Source organism: Pseudomonas sp. 8_5_2 (assembly GCF_059295255.1).
This window is the reverse complement of record NZ_CM181238.1, coordinates 1,918,466-1,941,533: the sequence shown is the minus strand read 5'-3', so window position 1 is coordinate 1,941,533 and position 23,068 is coordinate 1,918,466. Positions and strand designations below refer to the sequence as shown.

Annotated in this window: 22 protein-coding genes; 12 read left to right on the top strand and 10 right to left on the bottom strand. The window is 62.3% G+C overall.

Annotated features, from left to right (window positions below):
- Nucleotides 1-5 precede the first annotated feature (5 nt).
- The 7 genes from gacA to AC5O5R_RS08820 all read right to left on the bottom strand — a co-directional run bounded on the left by gacA (nt 6) and on the right by AC5O5R_RS08820 (nt 4,892).
- Entirely contained in the window at nt 6-644 is a 639-nt protein-coding gene (gene gacA, locus AC5O5R_RS08850) for a response regulator transcription factor GacA (RefSeq protein ID WP_172222124.1), read from the bottom strand.
- Between the two features lie 63 nt (nt 645-707).
- Nucleotides 708-1,097 carry a helix-turn-helix domain-containing protein gene (locus AC5O5R_RS08845; protein WP_494515186.1) on the bottom strand — a complete coding sequence of 130 codons (390 nt, stop codon included), beginning with the start codon at nt 1,095-1,097 and terminating at the stop codon, nt 708-710.
- A gap of 119 nt (nt 1,098-1,216) precedes the next feature.
- Nucleotides 1,217-1,648 carry a GNAT family N-acetyltransferase gene (locus AC5O5R_RS08840; protein WP_172222118.1) on the bottom strand — a complete coding sequence of 144 codons (432 nt, stop codon included), beginning with the start codon at nt 1,646-1,648 and terminating at the stop codon, nt 1,217-1,219.
- Between the two features lie 34 nt (nt 1,649-1,682).
- Nucleotides 1,683-2,069 (bottom strand): DUF488 domain-containing protein, encoded by a 387-nt coding sequence (locus AC5O5R_RS08835; protein WP_172286360.1) that lies wholly within the window; start codon nt 2,067-2,069, stop codon nt 1,683-1,685.
- Nucleotides 2,070-2,171: 102 nt separating this feature from the next.
- Complete coding sequence (locus AC5O5R_RS08830) at nt 2,172-2,867, bottom strand: glutathione S-transferase N-terminal domain-containing protein (protein WP_494512338.1); 696 nt, start codon at nt 2,865-2,867, stop codon at nt 2,172-2,174.
- A gap of 87 nt (nt 2,868-2,954) precedes the next feature.
- Nucleotides 2,955-3,452: a PaaI family thioesterase gene (locus AC5O5R_RS08825; RefSeq protein WP_494515185.1), complete on the bottom strand. Its 498-nt coding sequence runs from the start codon at nt 3,450-3,452 to the stop codon at nt 2,955-2,957.
- Between the two features lie 57 nt (nt 3,453-3,509).
- Nucleotides 3,510-4,892 (bottom strand): amino acid permease, encoded by a 1,383-nt coding sequence (locus AC5O5R_RS08820; protein WP_494515184.1) that lies wholly within the window; start codon nt 4,890-4,892, stop codon nt 3,510-3,512.
- Nucleotides 4,893-5,147: 255 nt separating this feature from the next.
- Here AC5O5R_RS08820 and gcvA point away from each other — a divergent pair, with 255 nt between their 5' ends.
- Both gcvA and AC5O5R_RS08810 read left to right on the top strand, forming a co-directional pair.
- Nucleotides 5,148-6,044: a transcriptional regulator GcvA gene (gene gcvA / locus AC5O5R_RS08815; protein WP_172231686.1), complete on the top strand. Its 897-nt coding sequence runs from the start codon at nt 5,148-5,150 to the stop codon at nt 6,042-6,044.
- Nucleotides 6,045-6,202: 158 nt separating this feature from the next.
- A complete protein-coding gene (locus AC5O5R_RS08810; protein WP_494515183.1) occupies nt 6,203-7,453 on the top strand; it encodes a 2-aminoadipate transaminase in 1,251 nt (416 codons plus the stop codon).
- A gap of 3 nt (nt 7,454-7,456) precedes the next feature.
- Here the strand turns inward: AC5O5R_RS08810 and AC5O5R_RS08805 are convergent, their stop codons facing one another.
- Nucleotides 7,457-7,759: a hypothetical protein gene (locus tag AC5O5R_RS08805; RefSeq protein WP_172231692.1), complete on the bottom strand. Its 303-nt coding sequence runs from the start codon at nt 7,757-7,759 to the stop codon at nt 7,457-7,459.
- Between the two features lie 185 nt (nt 7,760-7,944).
- Between AC5O5R_RS08805 and AC5O5R_RS08800 the strand changes: the two genes are divergently transcribed.
- Nucleotides 7,945-8,370: a hypothetical protein gene (locus tag AC5O5R_RS08800; RefSeq protein ID WP_172286357.1), complete on the top strand. Its 426-nt coding sequence runs from the start codon at nt 7,945-7,947 to the stop codon at nt 8,368-8,370.
- Nucleotides 8,371-8,443: 73 nt separating this feature from the next.
- The gene (fusA, locus tag AC5O5R_RS08795; protein ID WP_172286356.1) at nt 8,444-10,555 is read left to right on the top strand and encodes an elongation factor G; all 2,112 of its coding nucleotides are present in this window, start codon (nt 8,444-8,446) and stop codon (nt 10,553-10,555) included.
- Between the two features lie 97 nt (nt 10,556-10,652).
- Here the strand turns inward: fusA and AC5O5R_RS08790 are convergent, their stop codons facing one another.
- On the bottom strand, nt 10,653-12,095 hold the full coding sequence (locus tag AC5O5R_RS08790) for a SulP family inorganic anion transporter (protein ID WP_172286355.1): 1,443 nt from the start codon (nt 12,093-12,095) through the stop codon (nt 10,653-10,655).
- Between the two features lie 91 nt (nt 12,096-12,186).
- Complete coding sequence (locus AC5O5R_RS08785; protein WP_172227862.1) at nt 12,187-13,347, bottom strand: ATP-binding protein; 1,161 nt, start codon at nt 13,345-13,347, stop codon at nt 12,187-12,189.
- Nucleotides 13,348-13,533: 186 nt separating this feature from the next.
- Here AC5O5R_RS08785 and AC5O5R_RS08780 point away from each other — a divergent pair, with 186 nt between their 5' ends.
- The 8 genes from AC5O5R_RS08780 (at nt 13,534) to nuoF (ending at nt 22,997) form a co-directional block, all read left to right on the top strand.
- Nucleotides 13,534-14,268 carry a secretin N-terminal domain-containing protein gene (locus AC5O5R_RS08780; RefSeq protein WP_494515182.1) on the top strand — a complete coding sequence of 245 codons (735 nt, stop codon included), beginning with the start codon at nt 13,534-13,536 and terminating at the stop codon, nt 14,266-14,268.
- Nucleotides 14,269-14,758: 490 nt separating this feature from the next.
- On the top strand, nt 14,759-16,084 hold the full coding sequence (gene aceA, locus AC5O5R_RS08775; RefSeq protein ID WP_033699180.1) for an isocitrate lyase: 1,326 nt from the start codon (nt 14,759-14,761) through the stop codon (nt 16,082-16,084).
- A gap of 1,047 nt (nt 16,085-17,131) precedes the next feature.
- Nucleotides 17,132-17,794: a lysoplasmalogenase gene (locus AC5O5R_RS08770; protein ID WP_494515181.1), complete on the top strand. Its 663-nt coding sequence runs from the start codon at nt 17,132-17,134 to the stop codon at nt 17,792-17,794.
- A gap of 383 nt (nt 17,795-18,177) precedes the next feature.
- Complete coding sequence (locus tag AC5O5R_RS08765; protein ID WP_003251427.1) at nt 18,178-18,591, top strand: NADH-quinone oxidoreductase subunit A; 414 nt, start codon at nt 18,178-18,180, stop codon at nt 18,589-18,591.
- A 10-nt stretch (nt 18,592-18,601) separates the two neighbouring features.
- Nucleotides 18,602-19,279 (top strand): NuoB/complex I 20 kDa subunit family protein, encoded by a 678-nt coding sequence (locus tag AC5O5R_RS08760; RefSeq protein WP_172227868.1) that lies wholly within the window; start codon nt 18,602-18,604, stop codon nt 19,277-19,279.
- A 78-nt stretch (nt 19,280-19,357) separates the two neighbouring features.
- Nucleotides 19,358-21,139 (top strand): NADH-quinone oxidoreductase subunit C/D, encoded by a 1,782-nt coding sequence (nuoC, locus tag AC5O5R_RS08755; RefSeq protein ID WP_172227870.1) that lies wholly within the window; start codon nt 19,358-19,360, stop codon nt 21,137-21,139.
- A gap of 2 nt (nt 21,140-21,141) precedes the next feature.
- The gene (nuoE, locus tag AC5O5R_RS08750; protein ID WP_012273294.1) at nt 21,142-21,639 is read left to right on the top strand and encodes an NADH-quinone oxidoreductase subunit NuoE; all 498 of its coding nucleotides are present in this window, start codon (nt 21,142-21,144) and stop codon (nt 21,637-21,639) included.
- Nucleotides 21,636-22,997, top strand: a complete 1,362-nt coding sequence (gene nuoF / locus AC5O5R_RS08745; RefSeq protein ID WP_172221299.1) for an NADH-quinone oxidoreductase subunit NuoF — start codon at nt 21,636-21,638, stop codon at nt 22,995-22,997. The genes nuoE and nuoF overlap by 4 nt, the downstream gene beginning before the upstream one ends.
- Nucleotides 22,998-23,068: the final 71 nt, after the last annotated feature.

The following is a 23,068-nucleotide window of genomic DNA, read 5'->3' as shown; positions in this document are numbered from 1 at the left end:
AGGGTTTACAGGCTTGCGTCAACCATACCGTGGCGAACGGCCAGCAAGGTCAGTTCGACGTCGCTGGTGACCGAGAGTTTTTCAAAGATCCGATAACGGTAAGTATTGACGGTCTTGGGCGAGAGACACAACTTGTCGGAGATGATCTGCACTTTCTGGCAGCCGACGATCATCAGAGCAATCTGGATTTCCCGCTCGGACAACGCGTCGAACGGCGAGCCCTGCGGCTGGAACGGCTTGAGCGCCAGCTGCTGGGCAATCTGCGGGCTGATGTAGCGCTGGCCGGCGAAGGCCAGGCGAATGGCCTGGACCATTTCATCCAGGCCTGCGCCCTTGGTCAGGTAGCCGGCGGCACCGGCCTGCAACAGCCGCGTGGGGAACGGGTCGTCCTCGCACACGGTCACGGCTACCACCTTGATGTCCGGGTGGCTGCGCAACAGTTTGCGGGTGGCTTCCAGGCCGCCGATGCCAGGCATTTTCACGTCCATCAGCACCACGTCCGGCTTCAGCTCACGGGCCAGCTTGAGTGCCGACTCGCCCGAATCCCCCTCACCCACCACCTGCAGGCCATCGATGTCGGCGAGCATGCGCGTAATACCGGTTCGTACCAGATCGTGATCATCGACCACTAAGACCCTAATCAAGCACACACCTCGTCAGCAGGGCGATTGGATCCCGCCACCTTAACAAAAAATTTCACGGTGGGCCTAACGCATTGCTTCCGTCAGAAACGCCTGACGCTCAACTGTGAGAGACCGCACTGTTTGCCGGTTTTTTTCAGGGTTCGCCAATCGGCCCAGCAGGTGCCCGAGTGCCGCTTGATCATCGACCGACAATTGCCGGAAAGCCTTCAGCAAGGCGGACTCGTCCATGCTCAACCCGTCCAGCAGGGCCGGGGTGCGGATGCCGCTGAGCACGTACGACGCATCCACACCACGCGTCGCCAATGCCGCCAGGTAATCCACCCGCGGCATGCGTTCACCGCTCTCGTATTTGCCCTGGGCATTGGGTTCGACCCCACCGATATAGCCAAACACGCGCTGAGTCATGCCCAGTCGCTCACGCTCTTCCCGCAGACGCGGACCGATTCCATTCATAGGGGGTTCTCCTTTCCCTTGATTTTGCCGAGGCACTCCCCGCCTGCCGAAGGGCAGCCGTGGCTGTCAGCCTTCACTATGCCGATGCGCTGGGGTCGCGACAAGCCATCATTGAGCCACTAGTCGATGGTTCGCTGCATGCGTACAAAACAGTCGTCCTCGCCCATTTCGACAAAGCCGTGGCGCCGATAAAGCAGGCGGGCCGGGTTGCTGCGAAATACCATCAGCCGCAGCAGCGGCAGGCCGCGCTGCCTGGCCCACAGGACAAGTTGCTCCAGCACCCAACTACCCACCCCGTGACCGCGGTGCTCGGGCAGCAGGTGCAACTCGCGGATGAACAGCGCCTGACGGTCCTGGCTGAGGCTGCAAAAGCCCAGCAAGGTGTCCCCGTCGGTCACCAGCCACTGCTCGCGCCAGCCCCAGGCTTCGTCGAAAGCCTCCTCTATCCAGAGCAGGTGGTATTCGCGGTAGTACGGCAGCATGGCGCGGCGGGTGAGGTCGCGGGCGAAGGTGCAGTGGCTGTCGTTTGCCGGGGTCAGGTTCAGGGGCATCACACAATGTGCTCTCGGGGTTTCCAGGCATCGATCAATGGCCATAACACACGGGTGAACTGCCGGGCCCGCGCTTGTCCAGTTCGTCTTCCAGCCAGTCGGCCAGCACCCGGGCATTGTTGTGCTCGGTGTCCTTGCCGGCATACAGCAATGTCAGCGTGCCTTGCTCTGCCATGCCCAGCAGCGGGTACCAGTGCTCGGGGTGAGCGGCCAGCTCTTGCTGGTAACGCTGGGTGAAACCGGCGAAATCCAGTTCGCCCTGGTGAAGTGACCTGCGCAGCTGATCCGAAGGTGCCACCTCACGCATCCACTGGCCGTGCAGGTCTTGCTTGCGCTTGTTGCGCGGCCACAAGCGGTCGACCAGCACCCGCTGGCCGTCTTCAACCTCGACCGCAGCGTAGACGCGCTTGCAGCGGATCATGGAGTTCTCCTGCCGTTAGCATCTGTCTTGAGCCTAGATAATTGATCGAGGTCGCGGGCAGGTGCGGTTTGTTTTTTTTGCTCTAGGCCCGCACAGCCACCATCAACCCGGAATCTTCAGCCCACGCTGCACCGCCGGCCGCTCAAGGAACACCGCCAGCACTCGCTGCACTTCCTTGAACTGATCAAACCCAACCAGCTCGCTCGCGTTGTAACGCTCCACCAGGTTGCGCACCCACGGCAAGATCGCGATGTCGGCGATGCTGTATTCGTCGACCATCCACTGCCGGCCCTTCAAGTGCCGGTCCAGCACACCCAGCAGCCGTTTGGACTCATTCACATAACGGTCCCGGGGGCGCTTGTCCTCGTATTCCTTGCCGGCAAAGAAGTGGAAGAACCCGACCTGGCCGAACATCGGCCCGATGCCGCCCATCTGGAACATCAGCCACTGCAAGGTCAGGTAGCGTTGGGCCGGGTCCAGGCTCAACAACTTCCCGCTCTTTTCCGCCAGGTACTGCAGAATCGCCCCCGACTCGAACAGCGGCAGCGGCTTGCCGCCGGGGCCGTTGGGGTCGAGGATGGCGGGGATCTTGTTGTTGGCGCTGAGCGAGATGAACTCGGGGCTCAGCTGGTCATCGCTTTCGAAGCTGACCTTGTGCGGCTCGTAGGCCAGGCCGATTTCTTCGAGCATGATCGACACCTTGACGCCGTTGGGCGTCGGCAGTGAATACAGCTGCAGCCATTCAGGGTGTCGGGCGGGCCATTTGCGGGTGATGGGGAACGCACTGAGATCGGTCATGATCAACCTTGCCTGTGGAATGAACCTGCCACTCTAGAGGCATCCCGGGCGGCTGACCATCACCGACCGCGCATGACCGTGGCCCGTTCAGGCCTGACCGTGGGCCTTGAGCTTGAGCTTTTCGGTATCGACGCGCACGAACACCGAGTCGGCGGTGACGGTCAGCACATCGCCGGCCCAGACTTCGCAGAGCACGCGGGTCTTGCGCCCTGTTTCACCTTCCACGCGGGCTTTGAGCAGCAGCTCGACGCCCATCGGCGTGGGCTTCAGGTAGGTCAGGTTGAGCGTGCCGGTCACGCAGTCGATACGCGGCAAGCTGCCCGGCTCGCGGCCTTCGTTACGGTAGTGGTAGGCCATGGCTGTCCAGTTGGAGTGGCAGTCGACCAGCATCGCCAGCAGGCCACCGTAGACCAGGCCGGGCCAGCCGATGAAGGTACTGTCGGGCGCGTGACGGCACAGCAGGTGGATGCCATCGGCATCCCAATGGCTTTGCAGGTGCAGGCCGCTGGGGTGCGAGCAACCGCAGCCGTAGCAGGTGCCGTCTGGCGCAGCGAGGGCCTGGAGGGAAAGGTTCTGGTTGTTCATACGCTTCCTGTGCTTATTGATATGGGGGCGCGCAACGCCCCCATTAAAGCAGAAACATCAGGCCGTCTGGGCGACCACCCTGGCGCGCCGCTGGGTCAGCGAAACCAGCAGGATGAACGCGGTCACCCCGGCGGTCATCAGCGTTTCATAACGGTAGGCATCGCTGAACAGCATGTAGCCCAGCACCATGACAATGGTGCCGATCACCAGCCAGGTCAGCCACGGGAACAGCCACATCTTCAGCTCTAGCGGCCGCCCTTCACGGTCAGCACGGGCACGCATGCGCAGCTGCGACACGGCGATCACCAGGTACACCAGCAAGGCGATGGCACCGGTGGTCGACAACAGGAATCCGAACACCTTCCCCGGGAACACATAGTTGACCAGGCAACCGGCAAACCCGGCCAGGGTCGAGAGGATGACCGCGACAGTGGGCACACCCGAACCGGAGATGCGCTTGGTCATGCTCAGCGCCTGGCCACGGGCGCCCAGCGAATAGAGCATGCGCGAGGCGGTGTACAGGCCCGAGTTCATGCAACTGGTCACTGCCACCAGCACCACCAGGTCGACCAGCAGCTTGGCGCCCGGCACGTTCAGCACTTCCAGCACACGCTGGAACGAGCCAACGGCTTTCAGTGCAGGGTCATTCCAGGCAACCAGCGACACCACAAGGAAGATCGACGCCAGGTAGAAGATGGCAATGCGGTACACCACCAGGTTGGTGGCGCGGCGGATCTTGTCTTTCGGGTTGGCGGTTTCGTCAGCGGCAATGGTGACGATTTCGGCGCCGAAGAACGAGAAGATGGTGATCAGCACGCCCCCCAGCACGGTACCGAAGCCGTTCGGCATGAAGCCGCCGTTGTCCCATAGCCGACTCACCCCGGACACCTCGGCCAGCGGCCAGAAGCCGAATATCGCCAGGCTGCAGACCACGATGAAGGCAATGATTGCCACCACCTTGACCAGCGCGAACCAGTATTCGACGGCGCCGAAGTTCTTCACGCTGATCAGGTTGGTACCCGACAGCACCAGCATGATCAGGAAGGCGAACAGCCAGGACGGCACGCCGGGGAAGTAGGCATGCAGGATGTCTGCGCCAGCAATGGCCTCGACCGGAATGATCAGTACCCAGAACCACCAGTACAGCCAGCCAATGGTAAAGCCCGCCCAGGGGCCGATGGCTTCGGAGGCATAGGTGGAAAACGAGCCACTGTTGGGGTTGGCGATGGCCATTTCGCCGAGCATGCGCATCACCAGCAGGACCAGCAGCCCGGTCATGGCGTACGAAATGAGGATGGCCGGGCCTGCGGTGGCAATGGCGTTGGAGGAGCCGATGAACAGGCCGGCGCCGATGATACCGGCGATGGAGATCATGGAAACCTGACGGGAAGTCAGGCCGTGCTGCAGGGAACGCTGTTTCTTGTTGTCTAGCGAAGCCATGAAGAACCCTCGAATGGGTCGGCCGCGGCGAGGCGGCTGAAGGTCGGAGCAGAATTCTTGTAAATTTCTGATGGACGTTGTTGTTGTTTTGTTGATGCCGGAAACGGGTACTGGCCTCCTCTTCGCACGACCGGTTGTAATCGTTGATCCAGGTCAGTATTAATCTATAGGCCGGGGTCAACAAACGACCTTTTCGAACCACATGATTCCGCTTTGGAATGAACTTCATCATTTTTTGCTCGGTATGTGCCCGTCATGTCCAAACGCCTGATGCCTTCGACTACCGCCCTCCAGTGCTTCGAGGCGGCCGCCCGCCATCTCAGCTTCACCCGCGCGGCCCAGGAACTGCACCTGACCCAGAGCGCGGTCAGCAAGCAGGTGGCGCAGCTGGAGGACATGCTCTCGCACTCGCTGTTCCAGCGCATTCGCCGGCGCCTGCACCTGACCCCGGCCGGTGCGCTGTACCTCACCGAAGTGAACAAGATCCTCACCCAGATCGACATCTCCAGCCGCTACATCCTCAGCTATGGCGATGAGACCGAAGTGCTGCGCATCGCCACCCAGCCCACCTTCGGTGCCCGCTGGCTGGTGCCCAAGCTCAAGGGTTTCGGCGACCGCTACCCGCGTATTCACCTGGATGTACGCAACGAACTGGAGCCGTTCGACCTGGTCCAGGCCAAGGCTGACATCGCCTTTTTCTTCGGCCAGGGCACCTGGCCCGGGGCAACCTGCATCGAGTTGTTCAGCGAAGAAGTGGTGCCGGTATGCAGCCCTCAGCTGCTGGCCAATCACCCGTTCGCCAGCGCCCAGGCGCTGACCGAGCACCGTTTGTTGCAATGCGTGTCGCGCCCCGAGGCCTGGCATGAATGGTTTCTGGGGCTGGGGCTGCATAGCCAGAACAGCTACCACGGGCCGCGTTTCGACACGTTCTACCTGTGCATTCGCGCGGCCATCGCTGGCTGCGGCATTGCCTTGATTCCGCGCTACCTGGTAGCCGAGGAGCTCAGCGAAGGCAAGCTGGTGGTGGCCTGGGACCACCCGGTGGCAAGCAATGGCAGGCACTTCATTGCGCATGCCGAGCATGCCGCCGAGGTGCCCAAGATACGGGCCTTTGTGCAGTGGATTCGCGAGCGGGTGGCTGAGGGGGATTGATTACTCCTGTGCAAGCCCGCGAAGAGGCCGGCACAGCCAACACAAAACAATGGCCAGATCACGAATCCATGGAATGACCGCAATCAATTAATTCGTTTGCAGAACACCCCGCCAACACGCTTGGATAATAAGAAACTCGAACAAGGTCCGCGTGCCACATGAACCAGGAAAGTATCAGCCAATCCATTGCCATCGTTCACCCGATCACACTTTCCCATGGCCGCAATGCCGAAGTCTGGGACACCGACGGTAAACATTACATCGACTTCGTCGGCGGTATCGGCGTCCTCAACCTGGGCCATTGCAACCCGGCCGTTGTCGAAGCGATCCAGGCCCAGGCCACCCGCCTCACCCACTACGCCTTCAACGCCGCCCCGCATGGCCCGTACCTGGAGCTGATGGCGCAGCTGAGCCAGTTCGTGCCAGTCAGCTACCCGTTGGCCGGCATGCTCACCAACAGCGGCGCAGAAGCTGCAGAAAACGCCCTCAAGGTGGCCCGCGGAGCCACCGGCAAACGCGCCATCATCGCCTTCGACGGCGGCTTCCATGGCCGCACCCTGGCCACCCTGAACCTCAACGGCAAGGTCGCCCCGTACAAGCAGCGGGTCGGCGAACTGCCGGGGCCGGTGTACCACCTGCCCTACCCCAGCGCCGACAACGGGGTTACCTGCGAACAGGCGCTCAAGGCCATGGAGCGCCTGTTCAGCGTCGAGCTGGCTGTGGAGGACGTGGCGGCATTCATCTTCGAGCCGGTACAGGGTGAAGGCGGCTTCCTCGCGCTCGACCCGATGTTCGCCCAGGCCCTGCGCCGTTTCTGCGACGAACACGGCATCCTGATCATCATCGACGAGATCCAGTCGGGCTTCGGCCGTACCGGCCAGCGCTTCGCCTTCCGGCGCCTGGGCATCGAGCCTGATCTGCTGCTGCTGGCCAAGAGCATCGCCGGCGGCATGCCGCTGGGTGCGGTGGTGGGGCGCAAGGACCTGATGGCATCGCTGCCCAAGGGCGGCCTGGGTGGCACCTATTCGGGCAACCCGATTGCCTGTGCGGCAGCCTTGGCCAGCCTGGCGCAGATGACCGACGAAAACGTGGCCACATGGGGGGAGCGCCAGGAGCAGGCGATCGTCAGCCGCTACCAACGCTGGAAGGCATCAGGCCTGAGCCCGTTCATCGGCCGCCTGACCGGGGTGGGCGCCATGCGCGGCATCGAGTTCGTCAATGCCGACGGCAGCCCGGCACCGGCGCAACTGGCCAAGGTGATGGAAACGGCGCGGGCCAAGGGCCTGCTGCTGATGCCAAGCGGCAAGGCGCGGCACATCATCCGCCTGCTGGCACCGCTGACCATCGAGGCCGAGGTGCTCGAGGCAGGCCTGGATATTCTCGAGCAATGCCTCGCAGAGTTGAACTAAAGCTTAAAGGCCCAGCTCTTCCGGGGTCAGCATATCGGACTCGAAGGCAATCCAGCCGCCTTCGAGCTCGGCGTGGCCGTTGACGATCGGGCCATAGTAGGTCAGCCCGTTCTCCAGGGTCACACAGATGTGCGTGGCATTTTTTTCAGGGGCCGCGAGCGTACCGACGAAATGCACCTTCTTCAGGGTTTCGGTGACCGCCTCCAGGCCTACGCGCATTTTGGGGTTTTCCGAGGCCTCGATATCGCCCCCACGGTCTTCGGCGCTGATGGTTACGGTGGCGGTATAGGGGTACTTGGTGCTCAAGCGGGTTACCTCAAAGGGATGTGTAGGCTTAACAGGCGCGTAGAGTACGGCAGGCGGTCGCGGTTGTCTCTACCGGCCGGTTCGCGGGTCCACCCGCGAACCGGCCGGGCCTGCAAAAGATGATCTGGCAGCCCCGATCTGTTAGGGTGCCCGCCGATGCACGCCACACCACACGAGGATCCCGAGTGAGCGCCGAAGAACCCCTTATCGCCGACCTGTTCGATGTCGACAAACGCCTGTCCCTCAGGCCCGTCGTGGACTTCAACAGCTACCTGCGCAACGCCTTTGGCGAAGGCCCGTGCCGCTGCCACCGCTGCACCGAAGGTGCCGACGAAAGCACCTACAGCCATGCTCACAATTTCACTTTTGACGGTGGCCAATGGCATCGCCGCTTCGCCAGCACTGCCGGCAGCGATGTTGCCCAGTTCCTGAAAAAAGCCTGGCTGTCGTACACCAAGGCCGACCTCAACCTGATCGGCACGCTGGACCTGACCACCCTCAAGACCTTCACCGACGCCGCCCTGCACACCCGCCTGCTGGCGCTGTTGCCAGCCAGCGGCCTGGCCCGCGAAGTGGAAGGCCAGTGGCTGCTGCAGGCCCAGGCCGACTGACGGCCCGGCGGCGCGGCAGGATTCTACCGGTCTGCTAACGTGGGGGAATCCGCCCATCCGCAGGTAGTCCGCCATGGCCCGCACCACGCCCATCGAGCTGTACCGCAACATCGGCATCGTCGCCCACGTCGACGCTGGCAAGACCACCACTACCGAGCGGATCCTGTTCTACACCGGGGTCAACCACAAGATGGGCGAGGTGCACGATGGCGCCGCGACCATGGACTGGATGGCTCAGGAACAGGAGCGCGGCATCACCATCACCTCGGCAGCGACCACGGCCTTCTGGCAGGGCTCGACCAAGCAGTTTGCCGACAAGTACCGCTTCAACATCATCGACACCCCCGGCCACGTCGACTTCACCATCGAGGTCGAGCGCTCGCTGCGCGTGCTGGATGGGGCGGTGGTGGTGTTCAGCGGCGCCGACGGGGTCGAGCCGCAGTCCGAAACAGTCTGGCGCCAGGCCAACAAGTACCATGTGCCGCGGCTGGCCTACATCAACAAGATGGACCGCCAGGGCGCCGATTTCCTGCGCGTGGTCAAGCAGATCGACAAGCGCCTGGGGCATCACCCGGTGCCTATCCAGCTGGCCATCGGCAGCGAAGAAAACTTTATCGGACAGATCGACCTGGTGAAGATGAAGGCCATTTACTGGAATGACGCCGACAACGGCACCAGCTACCGCGAAGAAGAAATACCCGACCACCTGCAGGCCCTGGCCGACGAATGGCGGGCACACATGATAGAGGCCGCGGCCGAGGCAAATGACGAGCTGACCCTGAAGTTTCTCGACGGCGAGGAACTGAGCATCGACGAGATCAAGGCGGCCCTGCGCCAGCGCACCATCGCCAACGAAATCGTGCCGACCATCCTCGGCTCCTCGTTCAAGAACAAAGGCGTGCCGCTGATGCTCGATGCGGTCATCGACTACCTGCCTGCGCCATCCGAGATCCCGGCTATCAAGGGCACCGACCCGGATAATGAAGAGCACCATCTGGAACGCCACGCCGACGACAACGAGCCGTTTTCAGCCTTGGCCTTCAAGATCGCCACGGACCCGTTCGTCGGCACCCTGACCTTTGCCCGCGTCTATTCCGGTGTACTGAGCTCCGGCAACGCGGTGCTCAATTCGGTGAAGGGCAAGAAGGAACGCATCGGCCGCATGGTGCAGATGCACGCCAACCAGCGCGCGGAAATCAAGGACGTGTGTGCCGGTGACATCGCCGCGCTGATCGGCATGAAGGACGTGACCACCGGCGACACCCTGTGCGCCATCGACAACCCGATCATCCTTGAGCGCATGGATTTCCCCGACCCGGTGATATCCGTGGCGGTGGAACCGAAAACCAAGGCCGACCAGGAAAAAATGGGCATCGCCCTGGGCAAGCTGGCCCAGGAAGATCCTTCGTTCCGGGTGCGCACCGACGAGGAGACCGGGCAGACCATCATCTCCGGCATGGGCGAGTTGCACCTGGACATCATCGTCGACCGCATGCGCCGCGAGTTCAATGTCGAGGCCAACATCGGCAAGCCGCAGGTGGCCTACCGCGAAAAAATCCGCAACACCTGCGAGATCGAGGGACGCTTCGTGCGCCAGTCTGGTGGGCGCGGGCAATATGGCCACTGCTGGATCCGCTTCGCCCCCGGTGATGAGGGCAAGGAAGGCTTGGAATTCGTCAACGAGATTGTCGGCGGCGTGGTACCGCGTGAGTACATCCCGGCGATCCAGAAAGGCATCGAGGAGCAGATGAAGAACGGCGTGCTCGCTGGCTACCCTTTGATCAACCTCAAGGCTGCGGTGTTCGACGGCTCCTACCACGACGTCGATTCCAACGAAATGGCTTACAAGATCGCCGCCTCGATGGCCACCAAGCAGCTGTCGCAAAAAGGGGGGGCGGTGTTGCTGGAACCGGTGATGAAGGTCGAGGTGGTCACCCCCGAAGAGTATCAGGGTGACATCATGGGCGATCTCAGCCGGCGCCGCGGCATGATCCAGGACGGCGACGAGACGCCAGCCGGCAAGGTGATTCGCGCCGAGGTGCCGTTGGGGGAAATGTTCGGCTACGCCACTTCGATGCGCTCGATGACCCAAGGGCGGGCCAGCTACACCATGGAGTTCACCCGCTACGCCGAGGCCCCGGCAAGCATTGCCGATGGCATCGTCAAGAAGAACCGCGGCGAGTGATTTTCGCCTGTACTGGCCTCTTCGCGGCTAAAGCCGCTCCCACACTCTGGGGGAGAGGCTTTAGCCGCGAAGAGGCCGGTACAGGCAAAGACAATTCTCAATGCTGCTCGCCAGCCCGCTTCAACAGTTTCTTGCACCGCTCCGACAAATGCACCACGCGCAAATGCTTGCCGGCCTTGGCGTACCGCTCGCGCAAGGTGGTCAACGCGGCCACTGCCGAGTAATCGACAAAGCTCAGGTGCTGGCAATCCAGCGTGACCTTGGCCGGGTCGTTGGCCGGGTCGAACTGGTTCAGGAACGGCGCGGTCGAGGCAAAGAACAACGTCCCATGCACCTGGTAACGCTTGCCCCCCTCCCCGTCGTCATGGCTGTCGGCGTAAAGCTCGCGGGCATGCTGCCAGGCAAAGTTCACCGCCGCGATGATGATGCCGAACATCACCGCCATGGCCAGGTCGGTGAGCACCGTGACCACTGTCACCGCAATGATCGCCAGCACATCGCTCACCGGCACCTTGTGCAGCACCCGCAACGACGCCCAGGCGAAGGTCTGCTGGGCCACCACGAACATGACCCCGACCAGCGCCGCCAGCGGAATACGCTCGATCAAAGGCGACAGGAACAACACGAACAGCAGAATCATCACCCCGGCCACCACCCCTGACAGCCGGCCACGGCCATTGGAGCTGAGGTTGATCACGGTCTGGCCGATCATCGCGCAACCGCCCATGCCACCGCACAACCCCGAAACCATGTTCGCTGCACCCAGGGCCACGCATTCGCGGTCCGGGTAGCCACGGCTTTCGGTAATTTCATCGGTCAGGTTAAGCGTTAGCAGGGTTTCCAGCAGGCCGACCATGGCCATCAGCACCGCGTAGGGAGCGATGATTTTCAGGGTTTCCAGGTTCCATGGCACATCCGGCAGCGCCAGCACTGGCAGGCCGCCAGCGATGTGCGCCATGTCGCCCAGGGTGCGGGTAGGCAGGTCGAGCAGGTACACCAGCAGGCCAACGCCGAGGATCGCTACCAGCGCGGGGGGTACCGCGCGGGTCAGTTTCGGCAGCACATAGACCACCAGCATGGTCAGCGCCACCAGGCCGATCATGAGGTACAGCGGCGCGCCGCCGAGCCAATGCTCACCCTGCTTGAAATGCTCAAGCTGAGCCAGGGCGATGACGATGGCCAGGCCGTTGACGAAGCCGAGCATGACCGGGTACGGCACCAGGCGCACCAGCTTGCCCAGGCGCAGCAGGCCGAACAGGATCATCACCACCCCACCCAGCAGCACCGTGGCCAGCAGGTACTGCGCACCGTGCTGCACCACCAGGGCGACGATCACCACCGCCATCGAGCCGGCAGCGCCGGAGATCATTCCCGGCCGGCCACCGAACAGCGCTGTCAGGGTGCAAATGATGAACGCCCCGTAAAGCCCCATCAGCGGGTTGAGGTGGGCCACCAAGGCAAAGGCGATGCACTCGGGCACCAGGGCGAACGAGGTGGTCAGGCCGGCGAGCAGGTCGGCGCGTAGTCGGGCGGGTTTCATGGGCATCCTGGAAAGCAGTCCGGGCGGACGTTACAAAAACAAGGGGCGCGATGTTACGTAATTTGTCTGACAGCGACCAGCGCAAGGGTAGCTAGCGCCCGGTACGGGTCAACCACTCGGCCATGGCTGCATCCTCCAGCGCATACTCACCACGGTTGGCCTTCCACACCAGTTCCTTGTCGCGCAGGGCATCCAAAGCCTTCTGTACATTGGGCGTGCTGGCATTGGCTTCGGCCTGGGCCCGTTCCAGCTTGCGGCTGACGTCGATCAAGGTCTGCTCGGTGAACGGCGAAAACGGCTGACGGCCCCGCGTGCGCTCGGCCATCACCTCCAGCACCGCCCGCTGCAACGGCGAAAGTTCGTTCCAGGCGCTTTCATAGTCGCTCCACACCCCAGCCTGATGGTTGAGCGCGCCGTTGCGCAGCAGTTCACCCAGGTTGCCGGCCTCGCCCAGGCCGACACTGACCTCGGCCAACAGCTTGTTGAGCATTTCCGGGCGCCGACCGACCAGTTCGAAGGCGTATGCCAGGTCTTCGGCCTTGAACTGGTTGCTGTCGGCCAGGCGACCATTCCAGAGCTCGGTGATGAACTCGACATAGTCACGCCCAAGCAACGGAAAGGGGGTGATGCTGGCACCAAAAAACGGCTGCTTGCTCTTGAGCACCAGGTTGGCCAGCTTGTCACGGCTCGAGCCCGTGAACACCAGCCGCAGCCCGTCCGGGCGGTCGCCACGGTTGAGATGGTCCCGCGCAGCCTTGAGGGCGAACATCGCATTCAGGCCGTCTTCGCTATTGAGGGCGTGCTGGGCCTCGTCGATGATCAGCACCACCAGTTGCCCCGACACCTGATGCAAAACAGCCAGCGCCTGGGCCAGCGTGGTGCCCGCCGGCAGTTGTGGCCGAGTGAAATCCCAGCTGAGCGTGCGCAGCAGGTTTATCTTGTCGATACCGGCCTTCTTCGCCGTTCTGGCCAGCGCGCTTTCGAACCCGCTCAAAGCGACACCGATAGCGCCACTGATGAGCTCCGCCGGGGCAGCGTCACGGTCTGACCAGAGGTCGACGTACACCGGCAGCCAGCCGCGATTCACGCATTCCGGGATGAAGTCGTTGTTGAGGAAGGTACTTTTACCGGTACGTCGAGGCGCGGCCAGAAACATGCCCGAGCTGTAATCCACCAGCGACTCGCCGGCCAAATCCTGGGCCAGCGCCTTGGCCAGCTGATCTCGACGCAGGAGCGAGCGGGTCGGAGACATGTGACTATCCTCAATTATCTACCAAACTATAATTTATAGCCTACAAGATAAAACAAGATAAAACACCCATCTGGGCTTCGCTGTCGACGGGGCAAACCTCCGCCCAGATGCCGATGCGTGATCCAGATCCGGCACAAAGCCTGCAAATTTGCCATCATGTTGACTCTACCTGCGGAGATCATGGACATGCCGCTACGCCCCCTTCTCGCGTCCCTGCTGCTGACCGTCAGCCTGAGCGCACAGGCCGCCACCGAAGTCGTACCCTTGCAGCACCGCAGCAGCGCCGAACTGCTGCCCGCCGCGCAGGCGTTCATCGGCAAGGACGGTACCGTCAGCGCCTTCGAGAACAAGCTGATCGTCAACGCCAGCCCCGAACGCATCGACGACCTGCGGACCTTGCTGCAACAACTGGACACCGCCGCCAAACGCCTGCTGATCAGCGTCGACAACAGTGACAGTAACTTCCAGGACAACCGCGGCAATGCACGCGTCATCCATTACGGCACCAGCAACCGTGAAGGCGGCCTGCAGCAGATTCAAGCCAGCGAAGGCCAGCCAGCCTTGATCCAGGTTGGCCAGAGCATCCCCATCACCAGCACCAGCACCGACGGTTACGGGCGCATCCAGAGCAACACCGAATACCGCAATGTGACCCAAGGCTTCTACGTCACCCCAAGCCTCAGCGGCGACACGGTGCGTCTGCAAATAAGCAGCAATAATGACCGCATCAGCCACGAACGTGCAGATGTAGTGAAAGTGCAAAGTACCGACACGACCGTCACCGGCAAGCTTGGCGAATGGATCACCCTGGCAGGCTACAACCAGCAGAGCCAAGCCGAGCGCAGCACGTCAAGCCGCAGTTACAGCGCCCAGCGCGGTGAAAACATGACTTTGCGTGTCAAAGTCGACCTTCTAGACTGAAATCAGGCAATTCAAGGCCTCGACCAAAGGCCTTGAAACTGACTGCCAAGTCGCATTAGACCAAAGATGTAGTAAGCAATAAAAAGCACTACAAAACATTTGACAGTGTCTTTTTCCCAAGGGCATGATGGCCTCGCTCCCGCTAATCAGGGGCCCTGGCAAGGGCCTTCGAGGCGTACTCCTCCCACCCCTGGAGGCGTCTCGTGTCTATACGGCCCACAAGGCGGTTCGACGGGATTGCGACTGCAACGAAGAAGTTGTCCCGAGGGACGGAAGCGCATCACCGCAGTACTGGCAATCGCGAAGCACCGCAGCAAGGCAACCACGAGCCGACCTGCCGGAGCACACCGTCGCCTGGCCTGCCCACCCTTCCCCTTCGAGCCTTCGCGTTCGCCGCCGCACTCCTGCGAACAGGACAGCCGCCTGGCTCCTGATCTGCTCCGAGCATCAGCACAATTAACCCAAGATCGATGCGACGAGGTTTATTTCCATGGCACTGACACGCGAACAGCAAATTGCAGCCCTCGAGAAAGACTGGGCCGAAAACCCGCGCTGGAAAGGCGTGACCCGTACCTACACCGCCGCTGATGTCGTTCGCCTGCGTGGCTCCCTGCAGCCAGAGCACACCCTGGCCCGCCAGGGCGCAGAAAAACTGTGGAAGCTGGTCACCCAGGGTGCCCACCCGTCCTTCCGCCCAGAAAAAGATTTCGTCAACTGCATGGGCGCCCTCACCGGCGGTCAGGCAGTGCAGCAGGTCAAGGCCGGCATCCAGGCCATCTACCTGTCCGGCTGGCAGGTTGCCGCCGACAACAACTCGGCCGAGTCGATGTACCCTGACCAGTCGTTGTACCCGGTCGACTCGGTACCGACCGTGGTCAAGCGCATCAACAACTCGTTCCGCCGCGCCGACCAGATCCAGTGGAAAGCAGGCAAGAACCCGGGCGACGACGGCTACATCGACTACTTCGCGCCAATCGTGGCCGACGCCGAAGCCGGTTTCGGCGGTGTGCTCAACGCCTACGAACTGATGAAGAACATGATCGAAGCGGGCGCCGCCGGCGTGCACTTCGAAGACCAGTTGGCCTCGGTGAAAAAATGCGGCCACATGGGTGGCAAGGTACTGGTACCGACCCAGGAAGCCGTGCAGAAGCTGGTGGCCGCGCGCCTGGCCGCTGACGTGTCGGGCGTACCGACCATCATCCTGGCCCGCACCGACGCCAACGCCGCTGACCTGCTGACCAGCGACTGCGACCCGTACGACCAGCCGTTCGTGATCGGCGAGCGCACCCGTGAAGGTTTCTACAAGGTACGCGCCGGCCTCGACCAGGCCATTTCCCGCGGCCTGGCCTACGCGCCGTATGCCGACCTGATCTGGTGCGAAACCGCCAAGCCGGACCTGGACGAAGCCCGCCGCTTCGCCGAAGCGATCAAGAAGGAATACCCGGACCAGATCCTGTCGTACAACTGCTCGCCGTCCTTCAACTGGAAGAAGAACCTGGACGACGCCACCATCGCCAAGTTCCAGCGCGAGCTGTCGGCGATGGGCTACAAGCACCAGTTCATCACCCTGGCCGGCATCCACAACATGTGGCACGGCATGTTCAACCTGGCGCACGACTACGCCCGCAACGACATGACCGCCTACGTGAAGCTGCAGGAGCAGGAATTCGCTGACGCCAGCAAAGGCTACACCTTCGTGGCGCACCAGCAGGAAGTGGGTACTGGCTACTTCGACGACATGACCACCGTGATTCAGGGTGGGGCATCGTCGGTGACTGCGCTGACTGGCTCGACCGAGGAAGAGCAGTTCCACTGATAGTGGGTGGCGGTTGAGTAAAGGCCCGGGGCTTGTAAAAGCGCCGGGCCTTTATTTTTAACGGTACCGGCCTTTCACGGGTGAACCCGCTTGACGCGCTCTCTGTGGGAGCCGCGCTTGCCGGCGATAGGCTGCGAAGCAGCCTCAATACAAGCGACACCATTCTGACGGATTGTGAGCGACTTGAAACGTTGGGGCCGCTGTGCGGCCCATCGCCGGCAAGCGCGGCTCCCACACCGAATGCGCAGGGCTAGCGCGCAGAGTTCCCGTCGCGAGAGCTCAGCCCGGAAGGGCTGGGTGATCTCCCAAACGTACTGCGCGCATTTCGAAGGCCGCGGTGATCCTGTGAGAGCCGCGCTTGCCGGCGATGGGCTGCGAAGCAGCCCCAAACAAGCGACACCATTCTGACGGCTTGTGAGTGACTTGAAACGTTGGGGCCTCTGCGCGGCCCATCGCCGGCAAGCGCGGCTACCACACCGAATGCGCAGGGCTTGCGCGCAGAGTTCCCGGCGCGAGAACCCGGAAGGGCTGGATGATCTCCCAAACGTACTGCGCGCATTTCGAAGGCCGCGGTGATCCTGTGGGAGCCGCGCTTGCCGGCGATGGGCTGCGAAGCAGCCTCAATACAAGCGACACCATTCTGACGGATTGTGAGCGACTTGAAACGTTGGGGCCGCTGTGCGGCCCATCGCCGGCAAGCGCGGCTCCCACACCGAATGCGGAGGGCTTGCGCGCAGAATTCCCGGCGCGAGAACCCGGAAGGGCTGGATGATCTCCCAAACGTACTGCGCGCATTTCGAAGGCTGCAGTGAGCCTGTGGGAGCCGCGCTTGCCGGCGACGGCTGCGAAGCAGCCCCAATACAAGCGACACCATTCTGACGGATTGTGAGCGACTTGAAACGTTGGGGCCGCTGTGCGGCCCATCGCCGGCAAGCGCGGCTCCCACACCGAATGCGCAGGGCTTACCCCGCCAAAGGGCCGAAACAGGCCAAAGCAAAACCCAGGATCAGGTCTATGCTTGTGGCAGCACAGCAGCAAGGACCGCCCATGCCTCGTCCAAGCCACCTGACCATTCTCGCCCTGGCCGCCGCTACCCTCTATCTATATGCACTGGCCAGCGACAACACCCTGCTCGCCTTGCTGGCCAAACCCATCCCGGTGCTGGCCATGATCGCCTGGCTGCGCAGCGCACCCGCCTCACCCTATCGCACATGGATCTCGATTGGCCTGGCCTGCTCGGTACTCGGCGATATCCTGCTGGCCATCCCCGCCGACCTGTTCGTGTTCGGCCTGGTCGCATTCCTCTTTGCCCACCTGGCCTACCTGCGCGCCTATTGCGGCCAGACCTTGCGTCCCGCCCTAGCCCCACTCCTGCTCAGCACCCTCATCGGCATCACCCTGTTCAGCGTGCTCGCCAGCCACGGCCTCGGCCCACTATTGATCCCGGTTGCCCTGTACGCGCTGGCGATCAGCGCCATGCTGTGGCGAGCCCTGGCCTGCGGCGGCATGGCTGCACTGGGTGCCGGCCTCTTCGTATTCTCCGACAGCCTGATAGGCATCGACCGCTTTGTCAGCCCGTTTGCCGCCGCACCGTACCTGATCATCCTCGCCTACTGGCTCGGCCAGTGGGCGATCGCTTCATCAGTCGGTCATCGCTCAATCGATAAAGTATTGACCCAGAGCGGTGCAAGCGGCGCCGGAAGCTGCTAGAACACGAGACGTTCGCATCTGCAAGCAGGAGGAATCGCCAGCTAAACTTTACAAGGCACAGAACAGCCCAATTAAAAGGCATCACTTCAAATGGTGTTAATTATCATTACGAAAATTGTAATTCGTTACCAGCCGCAAGAAACATAATTAACAAAACCGCACGCAATGCCCGAATTCCAAGGCTTTCAGCCGGTTACATCAGGTTTTTGTTCTTAATCCTACGAATAAAAGTGCTACAGAAATTTTACTTGCACGGGGTTTACCCATAAAATCAGCGCGATTGATTCAGCTGCGACATTTGGTCACTGCACGTGCGACACCAAGTCGCCGCTCTACACTTATTTCAGACTGCAGAGCTGGGTCTCTGTATAAGGATTTCTAGCATGTCCGATTCGGCAGGACTCATCGCCCACAACTGGGGCTTTGCCATCTTCCTCCTGGGTGTCGTCGGCCTGTGCGCCTTCATGCTCGGCCTGTCCAGCCTGCTCGGTAGCAAGGCCTGGGGCCGCGCCAAGAACGAACCCTTCGAATCCGGCATGCTGCCCGTCGGCAGCGCCCGCCTGCGCCTGTCCGCCAAATTCTATCTGGTCGCGATGCTGTTCGTGATCTTCGATATCGAAGCCCTCTTTCTCTTTGCATGGTCTGTGTCCGTCCGCGAAAGCGGCTGGACCGGGTTCGTCGAAGCGCTCGTTTTCATAGCAATTCTGTTGGCAGGTCTTGTCTACCTTTGGCGCGTCGGGGCACTTGATTGGGCTCCCGAAGGTCGCCGCAAGCGGCAAGCGAAGCTGAAACAATGAGGCTTTGGCAATGCAATACAATCTCACCAGAATCGACCCGGATGCGCCCAACGAGCAGTACCCGGTAGGTGATCGGGAAACCGTCACCGACCAGCTGCTGGAAGACCAGGTCCACAAGAACATCTACATGGGGAAACTCGAAGATGTGCTGCGTGGCGCGGTCAACTGGGGTCGCAAGAACTCCCTCTGGCCGTACAACTTCGGCCTGTCCTGCTGCTACGTGGAAATGACCACGGCCTTCACGGCGCCCCACGACATCGCCCGCTTCGGCGCCGAAGTCATCCGGGCCTCGCCGCGTCAGGCCGACTTCATGGTCATCGCCGGTACCTGCTTCATCAAGATGGCGCCGATCATCCAGCGCCTGTACGAGCAGATGCTCGAGCCGAAATGGGTCATCTCCATGGGCTCGTGCGCCAACTCCGGTGGCATGTACGACATCTACTCGGTCGTTCAGGGGGTCGACAAGTTCCTCCCCGTGGACGTCTATGTGCCCGGCTGCCCGCCGCGCCCTGAGGCTTTCCTGCAAGGCTTGATGCTGCTGCAGGAGTCGATCGGCCAAGAACGACGCCCGCTTTCCTGGGTTGTTGGTGATCAAGGTATTTACCGTGCCGAGATGCCAGCCCAGAAAGACCTGCGTCGTGAGCAGCGCATTGCCGTAACCAACCTGCGCAGCCCCGACGAAGTCTGATCCAGCGACCTGCCGCCCGCTCCCCTGGAGCCGGCGGCCTGGCTTCATTCTTAACGTTGACCCAAAGCGACCGAGACCATGACAGCGGACAACGCTATTTATATTCCGCCCTACAAGGCTGACGACCAGGATGTGGTCGTCGAACTGCACAACCGTTTTGGCGCCGAAGCATTCGTCGCCCAGGAAACCCGCACCGGCATGCCCGTGCTGTGGGTCAAGCGTGCCCAGCTCAAAGAGGTGCTCAGCTTCCTGCGCGGTGTCGCCAAGCCCTACAGCATGCTGTACGACCTGCACGGCGTCGACGAGCGCCTGCGCACCCAGCGCCGTGGCCTGCCCGCCGCCGACTTCAGCGTGTTCTACCACTTGCTGTCGGTCGAGCGTAACAGCGACGTGATGATCAAGGTGTCGCTCAGCGAAGGCGACCTGAACCTGCCGACGGTTACCGGTATCTGGCCAAACGCCAACTGGTACGAGCGCGAAGTCTGGGACATGTTCGGCATCGACTTTGCCGGCCACCCGCACCTCAGCCGCATCATGATGCCGCCTACCTGGGAAGGTCACCCGCTGCGCAAGGACTACCCGGCCCGTGCGACCGAGTTCGACCCCTACAGCCTGACCCTGGCCAAGCAGCAGCTTGAAGAGGAATCGGCGCGTTTCAACCCGGAAGCCTGGGGCATGAAGCGTCAGGGCGCCAACGAGGACTACATGTTCCTCAACCTCGGCCCCAACCACCCTTCGGCGCACGGTGCGTTCCGTATCGTCCTGCAGCTGGACGGTGAAGAAATCGTCGACTGCGTACCGGACATCGGCTACCACCACCGTGGTGCCGAGAAAATGGCCGAGCGCCAGTCCTGGCACAGCTTCATCCCCTACACCGACCGCATCGACTACCTCGGCGGGGTGATGAACAACCTGCCGTACGTGCTTGCGGTCGAGAAGCTGGCGGGCATCAAGGTGCCGCAGAAGGTCGACGTGATTCGCATCATGCTCGCCGAGTTCTTCCGCATCACCAGCCACCTGCTGTTCCTGGGTACCTATATCCAGGACGTCGGCGCCATGACCCCGGTGTTCTTCACCTTCACCGACCGCCAGCGCGCCTACACCGTGATCGAAGCGATCACCGGTTTCCGCCTGCACCCGGCCTGGTACCGCATCGGTGGCGTCGCCCACGACCTGCCGCGCGGCTGGGAAAAACTGGTCAAGGACTTCGTCGACTGGCTGCCCAAGCGCCTCGACGAGTACACCAAGGCTGCCCTGCAGAACAGCATCCTCAAGGGCCGTACCGTCGGCGTCGCCGCGTACACCACCAAGGAAGCGCTGGAATGGGGCACCACCGGTGCCGGCCTGCGTTCCACCGGTTGCGACTTCGACCTGCGTAAAGCGCGCCCCTACTCCGGCTACGAAAACTTCGAGTTCGAAGTACCGCTGGCCCACAACGGCGATGCCTACGATCGCTGCATGGTCCGTGTCGAGGAGATGCGCCAGAGTATCCGCATCATCGACCAGTGCCTGCGCAACATGCCGGAAGGCCCGTACAAGGCGGACCACCCGCTGACCACGCCGCCACCGAAAGAGCGCACCCTGCAGCACATCGAGACCCTGATCACGCACTTCCTGCAAGTCTCGTGGGGCCCGGTCATGCCGGCCAACGAGTCGTTCCAGATGATCGAGGCGACCAAGGGCATCAACAGTTACTACCTGACGAGCGATGGCGGCACCATGAGCTACCGCACCCGGATCCGCACCCCGAGCTACCCGCACCTGCAGCAGATCCCTTCGGTGATTAAAGGCAGCATGGTCGCCGACCTCATTGCGTACCTGGGCAGTATCGACTTCGTTATGGCTGACGTGGACCGCTAAGCATGAACAGCACGCTTATCCAAACCGACCGTTTCGCCCTGAGCGAAACCGAGCGCTCGGCCATCGAGCACGAAATGCACCACTACGAGGACCCGCGCGCGGCGTCCATCGAAGCCCTGAAGATCGTCCAGAAGGAACGTGGCTGGGTGCCGGACGGCGCCATCCACGCCATCGGCGAGGTGCTGGGCATCCCGGCCAGCGACGTCGAGGGTGTGGCCACCTTCTACAGCCAGATATTCCGCCAGCCGGTCGGCCGCCACATCATCCGTGTCTGCGACAGCATGGTCTGCTACATCGGCGGCCACGAGTCGGTGGTCAGCCAGATCCAGAGCGAACTGGGCATCGGCCTCGGCCAGACCACCGCCGACGGCCGCTTCACCCTGCTGCCAGTGTGCTGCCTGGGCAACTGCGACAAGGCCCCGGCGCTGATGATCGACGACGACACCTTTGGCGACGTGCAGCCTGCTGGCGTTACCAAACTGCTGGAGGGTTACGTATGACCATCACTTCCTTCGGCCCGGCCAACCGCATTGCGCGTTCGGCCGAAACCCACCCGCTGACCTGGCGCCTGCGTGACGACGGCGAGCCGGTATGGCTGGCCGAGTACCAGGCCAAGAACGGCTACGCTGCCGCGCGCAAGGCACTGGGCGAGATGTCGCAGGACGACATCGTGCAGACCGTCAAGGACTCCGGCCTCAAGGGCCGCGGCGGCGCGGGCTTCCCCACGGGCGTTAAGTGGGGCCTGATGCCCAAAGACGAATCCATGAACATCCGCTACCTGCTGTGCAACGCGGACGAAATGGAACCCAACACCTGGAAGGACCGCATGCTGATGGAGCAACAGCCCCATCTGCTGGTCGAGGGCATGCTGATCAGCGCCCGCGCCCTGAAGGCCTACCGCGGCTACATCTTCCTGCGTGGCGAATACACCACCGCGGCAAAAAACCTCAACCGCGCCATCGATGAAGCCAAGGCCGCCGGCCTGCTGGGCAAGAACATCCTGGGCAGTGGTTTCGATTTCGAGCTGTTCGTGCACACCGGTGCCGGCCGCTACATCTGCGGTGAAGAAACCGCGCTGATCAACTCGCTGGAAGGCCGCCGCGCCAACCCGCGCTCCAAGCCGCCCTTCCCTGCCGCCGTCGGCGTATGGGGCAAGCCGACGTGCGTGAACAACGTCGAAACCCTGTGCAACGTGCCTGCCATCGTCGCCAACGGCAACGACTGGTACAAGTCGCTGGCCCGTGAAGGCAGCGAAGACCACGGCACCAAGCTGATGGGCTTCTCGGGCAAGGTGAAGAACCCGGGCCTGTGGGAACTGCCATTCGGCGTTACCGCCCGCGAGCTGTTCGAGGACTATGCCGGCGGCATGCGCGACGGCTTCAAGCTCAAGTGCTGGCAGCCAGGCGGCGCCGGTACCGGTTTCCTGCTGCCCGAGCACCTCGACGCGCAGATGTATGCCGGCGGCATCGCCAAGGTGGGCACCCGCATGGGTACCGGCCTGGCCATGGCGGTGGACGACAGCGTCAACATGGTTTCGCTGCTGCGCAACATGGAAGAGTTCTTTGCCCGCGAGTCGTGCGGCTGGTGCACCCCATGCCGTGACGGCCTGCCGTGGAGCGTGAAGATGCTGCGCGCACTGGAAAATGGCCAGGGCCGCGCCGAAGACATCGAGACGCTGCTGGGGCTGGTCAACTTCCTCGGCCCTGGCCGTACCTTCTGTGCTCACGCACCGGGTGCCGTCGAGCCGCTGGGCAGTGCCATCAAATACTTCCGCTCGGAGTTCGAGGCCGGCGTGGCGCCTGAAAGCGCTACCAGCCTGCGCCCGAACCTGGCGAAGCCGATTGTGGTCGGCGCGTAACAATACAGACGCGGGTGGTCCGTGCCACCCGCCAGCCTGCAGGCCGGCCCGCATCGAGCGAGGCGTGCCGC